At 67.3% G+C, this 6,845-nt stretch carries 9 protein-coding genes; 7 read left to right on the top strand and 2 right to left on the bottom strand.

The genetic code is table 11. The annotated features are described in order from the left end of the window. Positions 1-319: 319 nt before the first annotated feature. The 4 genes from aroQ to accC are packed head-to-tail and all read left to right on the top strand — an operon-like array spanning position 320 to position 3,111. A complete protein-coding gene (gene aroQ / locus O0J73_RS20815; RefSeq protein WP_308309537.1) occupies positions 320-769 on the top strand; it encodes a type II 3-dehydroquinate dehydratase in 450 nt (149 codons plus the stop codon). Further along, positions 766-1,191, top strand: coding sequence for a lysozyme inhibitor LprI family protein (locus tag O0J73_RS20810; protein WP_308309536.1), 426 nt, complete (start codon positions 766-768; stop codon positions 1,189-1,191). Before aroQ ends, O0J73_RS20810 begins: the two co-directional genes overlap by 4 nt. A gap of 53 nt (positions 1,192-1,244) precedes the next feature. Further along, positions 1,245-1,733: an acetyl-CoA carboxylase biotin carboxyl carrier protein gene (accB, locus tag O0J73_RS20805; protein ID WP_049458315.1), complete on the top strand. Its 489-nt coding sequence runs from the start codon at positions 1,245-1,247 to the stop codon at positions 1,731-1,733. Between the two features lie 10 nt (positions 1,734-1,743). Then, complete coding sequence (gene accC, locus O0J73_RS20800; RefSeq protein ID WP_006473295.1) at positions 1,744-3,111, top strand: acetyl-CoA carboxylase biotin carboxylase subunit; 1,368 nt, start codon at positions 1,744-1,746, stop codon at positions 3,109-3,111. A gap of 97 nt (positions 3,112-3,208) precedes the next feature. Here the strand turns inward: accC and O0J73_RS20795 are convergent, their stop codons facing one another. Then, on the bottom strand, positions 3,209-3,583 hold the full coding sequence (locus tag O0J73_RS20795; protein WP_006473316.1) for a hypothetical protein: 375 nt from the start codon (positions 3,581-3,583) through the stop codon (positions 3,209-3,211). Then, positions 3,580-4,545, bottom strand: coding sequence for a hypothetical protein (locus O0J73_RS20790; RefSeq protein WP_308309539.1), 966 nt, complete (start codon positions 4,543-4,545; stop codon positions 3,580-3,582). Before O0J73_RS20790 ends, O0J73_RS20795 begins: the two co-directional genes overlap by 4 nt. A gap of 151 nt (positions 4,546-4,696) precedes the next feature. On the opposite strand from O0J73_RS20790, the gene prmA reads away from it, so the two are divergent. The 3 genes from prmA to fis all read left to right on the top strand — a co-directional run bounded on the left by prmA (position 4,697) and on the right by fis (position 6,821). Then, positions 4,697-5,617: a 50S ribosomal protein L11 methyltransferase gene (prmA, locus tag O0J73_RS20785; protein WP_308309538.1), complete on the top strand. Its 921-nt coding sequence runs from the start codon at positions 4,697-4,699 to the stop codon at positions 5,615-5,617. A 42-nt stretch (positions 5,618-5,659) separates the two neighbouring features. Then, positions 5,660-6,430 (top strand): DUF3426 domain-containing protein, encoded by a 771-nt coding sequence (locus O0J73_RS20780; RefSeq protein ID WP_308309535.1) that lies wholly within the window; start codon positions 5,660-5,662, stop codon positions 6,428-6,430. 115 nt (positions 6,431-6,545) lie between these two features. Next, complete coding sequence (gene fis, locus O0J73_RS20775; RefSeq protein WP_005419706.1) at positions 6,546-6,821, top strand: DNA-binding transcriptional regulator Fis; 276 nt, start codon at positions 6,546-6,548, stop codon at positions 6,819-6,821. Positions 6,822-6,845: the final 24 nt, after the last annotated feature.

The following is a 6,845-nucleotide window of genomic DNA, read 5'->3' as shown; positions in this document are numbered from 1 at the left end:
GGGGGGGGGGGGGGGGGGGGTGGCGTGCAGCGCACCTTGGGCTGCCCCTCGGTGGGTGCGTAGCTTGCTGCGCACCGAACTTCCTTCATCCACGCATGGCGTGGATCTACCGATCCGTGGGCGTGTAGCCATCGTCGGCCTACGTGCGCGTATCCCCCGGAAGCCGGGCGTTCAGCGCGCCTTGATCCGGCTCCCGCCGTACAGCCGCAAGCACTCCGGCGAATTTCAAACAATCGATTGAAACACGGCAAACTTCGCCGAACTGGACAGCATCCGCCGCTTCCGCCAGACTGCCGCCCTTTCCCGTCTTCCGGATCCCATGGCGAAGCTGCTGGTCCTGCACGGCCCCAACCTCAACCTGCTCGGCACCCGCGAGCCGGAGGTCTACGGCCACACCACGCTGGCCGATATCGACCAGGCGCTGGCCGCGCAGGCGTCCGCCGCCGGGCACGCCGTGGAAAGCCTGCAGTCCAATGCCGAGCATGTTCTGGTGGACCGCGTGCAGGCCGCGCGCAAAGACGGAACCGCTTTCATCCTGATCAACCCGGCCGCCTTCACCCACACCTCGGTCGCCCTGCGCGATGCGCTGGCGGCGGTGGCGGTGCCGTTCATCGAGATCCACCTGTCCAACCCGCATACCCGCGAACCGTTCCGCCAGCACAGCTACTTCAGTGACAAGGCGGTGGGCGTGGTGTGCGGCTTCGGTGCCGACAGCTACCGCTACGCGATGGACGCGGCGCTGGCGCGCGTGCAGGCGGCGGGCGCGTGAAGATGCTGCCGCGCGTGCTTGCCAGCCTCGCGCTGTGCGCCGGCCTGTGCGGCGTTGCCCATGCGGGCGACCGCAGTGCCGAAGGCATTGACTGCGCGCAGGCCACCGGCGGCTACGAGCGCGACATGTGCGATTCCGATCGCCTGGACGATGTCGACCGCGAATTGAACGCCGTCTACGCGCAGGCACTCGACGAACTGAAGGCACAGGCGGCCGATGGCAGCTGCAGCCGCTGCGCGGCGGCCGAACAACAGCTGGTGAAGGCCCAGCGCATCTGGATCACCCTGCGCGATGCAGACTGCGAGGCGGTGTATGCCTTCAACGCAGACGGCACCTCGCGCAATCCCGCGAAGATGCAATGCCTGATCACCCAGACGCGCGACCGTACTCGGCAGCTGCGCGCGTTCTACGAACTGCTTTGACCCGAGCGCGACGCGCTCCCCACCACACTGACATCAAGAGCAAAGAGGCCACCATGGATCTCCGCAAAATCAAGAAGCTGATCGACCTGCTGGAAGAGTCGAACCTGGCTGAAATCGAAATCAAGGAAGGCGAAGAGTCGGTGCGCCTGTCGCGTGCCCCGGTGGCCGGCTACGCCGCACCGATGCCGGCACCGGTGTATGCCGCCCCGGCTGCCCCGGCTGCCCCGGCCGCGCAGGCGATGCCGATGCAGTCGCCGACCGAAGCCTCCACCGGCGGCACCGCCAAGCCGGGCCCGGCGCTGCCGGAAGGCCACGTGCTGCGCTCGCCGATGGTCGGCACCTTCTACGCCTCGTCCGCCCCGGACAAGCCGGCCTTCGTCAGCGTCGGCCAGCAGGTCAAGGAAGGCGAGACCCTGGCCATCATCGAAGCGATGAAGATGTTCAACCCGATCGAAGCCGACAAGTCCGGCACCATCGTCGCCATCCTCGGCGAGAACGGCCAGCCGGTGGAGTTCGACCAGCCGCTGTTCGTGATCGGCTGAGGGGCACGCCATGCTCGACAAAGTCGTCATTGCCAACCGAGGGGAGATCGCGCTGCGCATCCTGCGCGCGTGCCATACCCTGGGCATCCGCACGGTGGCCGTGCATTCCACGGTCGACCGCAACCTCAAGCACGTGGCCATGGCCGACGAGTCGGTCTGCATCGGCCCGGCGCCGTCGCCGCAGAGCTACCTCAACATCCCGGCGCTGATCGCCGCCGCTGAAGTCACCGATGCCCAGGCCATCCACCCGGGCTACGGCTTCCTGTCGGAGAACGCCGACTTCGCCGAGCGCGTGGAAGAGTCGGGCTTCATCTTCATCGGCCCCAAGGCCGACACCATCCGCATGATGGGCGACAAGGTCGAAGCCATCCGCGCGATGAAGTCCGCCGGCGTGCCCTGCGTGCCGGGTTCGGGCGGCCCGCTGGGCGAAGACATCGTCGCCAACACCAAGATCGCCCGTGAGATCGGCTACCCGGTCATCATCAAGGCGGCTGGCGGCGGCGGTGGCCGTGGCATGCGCGTGGTGCACGCCGAAGCGTCGCTGAAGACCTCGATCGAAACCACCAAGAGCGAGGCCAAGGCCGCGTTCGGCAATGGCGAGGTCTACATGGAGAAGTTCCTGGAGAATCCGCGCCACGTGGAGATCCAGGTGCTGGCCGACGGCCAGGGCAACGCCATCCACCTGGGTGAGCGCGACTGCTCGATGCAGCGTCGCCACCAGAAGGTGGTGGAAGAAGCGCCGGCACCGGGCATCAGCGCCGAACAGCGCGAGCAGATCGGCAAGGTGTGTACCGAAGCGTGCGTGCGCATCGGCTACCGCGGCGCCGGCACGTTCGAGTTCCTGTACGAGGACGGCCGCTTCTACTTCATCGAAATGAACACCCGCATCCAGGTGGAGCATCCGGTCACCGAAATGGTCACCGGCATCGACCTGGTGGCCGAGCAGCTGAAGATCGCCGCCGGCCAGAAGCTGTCGATCAAGCAGAGCGACGTGGTGCTCACCGGCCACGCCATCGAGTGCCGCATCAACGCCGAAGACGCCGAAACCTTCGTGCCGAGCCCGGGCACCATCACCGGCTTCCATCCGCCGGGCGGCCCGGGCGTGCGCGTGGACACCCACATCTACAGTGGCTACCGCGTGCCGTCGAACTACGACTCGATGATCGGCAAGCTGATCGTGCACGGCCCGGACCGCGAAACCGCCATCGCCCGCATGCGGGTGGCGCTGAGCGAGATGGTGGTCGACGGCATCAAGACCAACATCGCCCTGCAGCAGCGGATCATGCGTGACAAGGGCTTCCAGGCCGGTGGCCAGAACATCCATTACCTGGAAAAGCGACTGGCCGAGCGCAAGAACAAGCCGATCGCGCTGACCTGATCGGCAGCCGGCGCTGGACATGAAAAGGGCGGGGATTTCCCCGCCCTTTTTTGTTGTCTGTAGCGCCGAGCATTGACTCGGCGCTACGCAAACAGGTTCAGCGCTTGTCCGCCACTTCGGCCGGAATCTGCGTGTTCGCCAGTGGGCGAACGCCATTGGGTGAACTCGGATCGACGATCACCATGGTTTCGGTGGAACCATCGGGCCAGACCACCTGGAAGGTGCTGCCGGCCGGCAATGAGGCGAACGGCATCCCGCTCTGCGCGCGATAGACCGCCGCGACCTGGCTGGCACCGGCGCGGCGAACGTCTTCCTGCGCCTTTACCGTGGTCAGTTCCACTTTTGACAGATGCCGGTAGCGATCCTCGTAGGTATCGATCATCAACAGACCGACCGCACCCGCCGAGTAAGCCACGAACAACGCCACCCAGAACCAGAATTTGGCCCCATGCAGGAGTCGACGATAGTTCATTGCCCGCCTCTCTTCTTGCCAACCAATCGCTTGATCCACTGCTTCATCTTCCCCGAACCTTGCCGCGAAACCGCAGCGTCATACACGAAATCCCGGAAATCCTGCGCTCCATCCTGCGAACAGATCCCTCCGTTCGCACAAAAACTGTTCACCAGTACGCTGTCCGCACCACACGGTAGACCGAGTTCACAGGCCGCAACCCGCCATGCAAGTTCACTGAGCGGCTCACCGGCCACCTGGTCGGCAATCGCGCGATCCCCCGCCGCCCGTGTGCCCATCCCCGGCGCAATGGCCATGAAGGCCTCCGGGTCGCGCGACGCACGCACCCGCTCGACCAGGTCACGGCGGTATTCGGGGCTGTCATGCAGCGGCTCCCCTTCGGCGAACAACGATGCCTCTGCGGCCAGGTTGCCCTGTGCAGCCGCCTTGCGCCGCTCGGCCAGCACCCGCGCGGCGCCCAGCTTGTCGCCCGGCACGAAACCACCGCAGCGCTGCGCGACACGTTCGCGTGCCTGCACCATCGCCGGCGCAGCGGTCAGCCCCAGCCCGGCCAGCACATTGTTGTCCAGGCGATAGCCACCCGGATCAAGTGCGTACTGCGCGCAGTAGTCATAGACCCGGCTCAGCATCCAGCGCGCTTCATGATTGCCGTCATCGGCCTGCACGCGCAGGCGCTGCGCATACGCGTACAGATCCGTGGCCTCCTCAAAGTCGGCGCGCAGGTCCAACGGCAGCCCCGAGGGCAGTGCGTTACCTCGCTCGACAGCCGACAGGCGGCGTGCCAACGCCTCGGGCACCACCGGCATCGACGTGCTGGTGTCGCTCGCCGACAGCACCGACGGCAGCTCCGACGATACCGGCACCGCCGACACGTGGCCGCTGGCCCGATACCCGACCACGCCCAGCACAGCCACCGCCGGCAGCACGAGCAACCAGGTTTTCAGGGTCGGAGCGAAGGCCATCAGCGGCAGGCAGGCGTCAAGGCGCACAGGAAAGTGTGCAGTTTAGCAAGGCCCGGCAGCCCTGTCTGAACCGGCTTCGTTCATCTCAAGGCATACGGAGACGCCCTGATGGTCTAGCATGGCCCCCTTTCCCGCGATTGCCCCCACCGCCATGCCGTTCCTGGAACTGACTCTGCGCTGCACCGAAGCCACACAGCCCCGCTATGAAAACGCGCTTGAAGATGTCGGCGCACTGGCTGTCACCCTGCTCGATGCCGAAGCCGATACCAGCAACGAGCAGGCCATCCTCGAACCGGGCGTGGGCGAGACCCCGCTGTGGGACACCCTGGTACTGAGCGCACTGTTCCCCGCCGACAGCAACGCGCTGATGCTGCTGGCCGCACTGGAAGCCTTCGATCCGGAGCTGGACTGGAGCGGCGGCAGCTTCCGCGCGGTGGAGGATGAAGACTGGGAACGCGCCTGGCTGGACCAGTTCCAGCCGATGGATTTCGGCAACCGTACCTGGATCGTGCCGTGGAACCATGAGCTGCCGGACGCCGCACAGGCCGCCGACGCCGCCGTGGTGCGGCTGGACCCGGGCCTTGCGTTCGGCTCGGGCACCCACCCGACCACCGCGCTGTGCCTGCGCTGGCTGGACCAGCTGGCTGTGGACGGCCAGCTGCAGGGCCAGCGCGTGCTCGACTTCGGTTGTGGCTCGGGCATCCTCGCGCTGGCTGCGCTGAAGCTGGGCGCTGCTGAGGCCATCGGCGTGGACAACGACCCGCAGGCACTGGTCGCCACCGCCGACAATGCCGAGCGCAACGGCGAGCAGGCACGCATGCAGGTCTACCTGCCGCAGGACGAACCGGTCGCGACCTATCCGATCGTGGTCGCCAACATCCTCGCCTCGGCACTGGATGCACTGGCCGAACTGCTGGCCACGCGCGTCGCCGCCGGCGGCCGGATCGCGCTGTCCGGCATCCTGCATGGGCAGGAAGGCGAGCTGCTGCAGCGCTACACCGCGTGGTTCGACGACCTGCAGGCCACCCAGGATGGCGACTGGATGCGCATCACCGGCGTGCGCCGCGCCTGATCGTGGTTGAATGACTGCTGGATCCGAGCCCGCGCCCTGAGCATGTCCGAGCCGAACCCGCCGCGCCGCCCCCTGGCGACCTTCCTGCGCACTGCGCCGGAGGGTGAAGCCGCACCTGCGACCGATGCGCGCATGCAGGACGACGCCATGCCTGCAGCGCCCACGGTACAACCTCCGGCCGAGCCCATCGCACCGGCGCAACCGCCGGCGGCAGAGAGGCGGCACGATGATGACAGTGTCATCGTGCAGGACCCCACGCCCTTTGAACCGGCGCCGGTGGCGGTGCCGGCAGCACCGCTTGCCGGTGATGCCCCCGGTTTCCTCGGCAACTCCCGACCGCGCGCCCTGCCGGCACCGCGCTGGCACTGGCTGCTGGTGGCCGGGCTGGCACTGCTGCTGGTGCTGCAGAGCGTGCTGGCCGACCGCGCGCGCCTGGCCGCCGACGCCGGCAACCGCGCATGGCTGGGCCCCCTGTGCGGCGTTCTCCACTGCAGCCTGCCGCTCTGGCATGAACCCACCGCGTTCACCATGACCAGCCGCGAGATCCGCCCGCTGCCCGGACAGGCCGGCGTGCTGCAGGTACAGGCCAGCATCCGCAACGATGCGCGTTGGGCGCAGGCCTGGCCGGACCTTCGCCTGTCGCTGTCCGATGCCGATGGCCGGGTGATCGGCAGCGGTGTGTTCACCCCCGCGCAGTACCTGGGCGAGGCCCCCGGAACGGCACCGCTGGAGCCGGGCCAGAGCGCACGCATCGCGTTCCGTGTACAGGAGCCCGCCGCATCCACTGTCGCATTCACCTTCGACTTCCTCTGACCAGGCTGAAGACGCCCAGCCGTGGCAGGTCGAGCACGCTCGCGCTAGACTGACCGCCACCACCTCGTCCGGCCGCGCGCTCCGCGCGCACGGGCCAACCGAATCGGGAACCCCCTTGAACGCTGTCCTTTCTCGTCCTGACAACAGTCGTGGCGCTCCCCGGCCACCGCTGCGTGAACACGTCGCCCAGTCCGTGCGCCGCTACCTGCGTGATCTCGATGGCTGCGACGCGGACGATGTCTACGAGATCGTGCTGCGCGAGATGGAGATCCCGTTGTTCGTGGAAGTGCTCAACCACTGCGAAGGCAACCAGAGCCGCGCTGCAGCGATGCTGGGCATCCACCGCGCCACCCTGCGCAAGAAGCTGAAGGAATACGGCATCAGCGCGTAAGCGCCACAGGGGTAGTGGGGGGGG

This window comes from Stenotrophomonas sp. Sm6012 (assembly GCF_030985895.1).
GTDB lineage: Bacteria > Pseudomonadota > Gammaproteobacteria > Xanthomonadales > Xanthomonadaceae > Stenotrophomonas > Stenotrophomonas forensis.
Note: the sequence above shows the minus strand (reverse complement) of the source record. Positions and strands in the feature narration are given on the sequence as shown.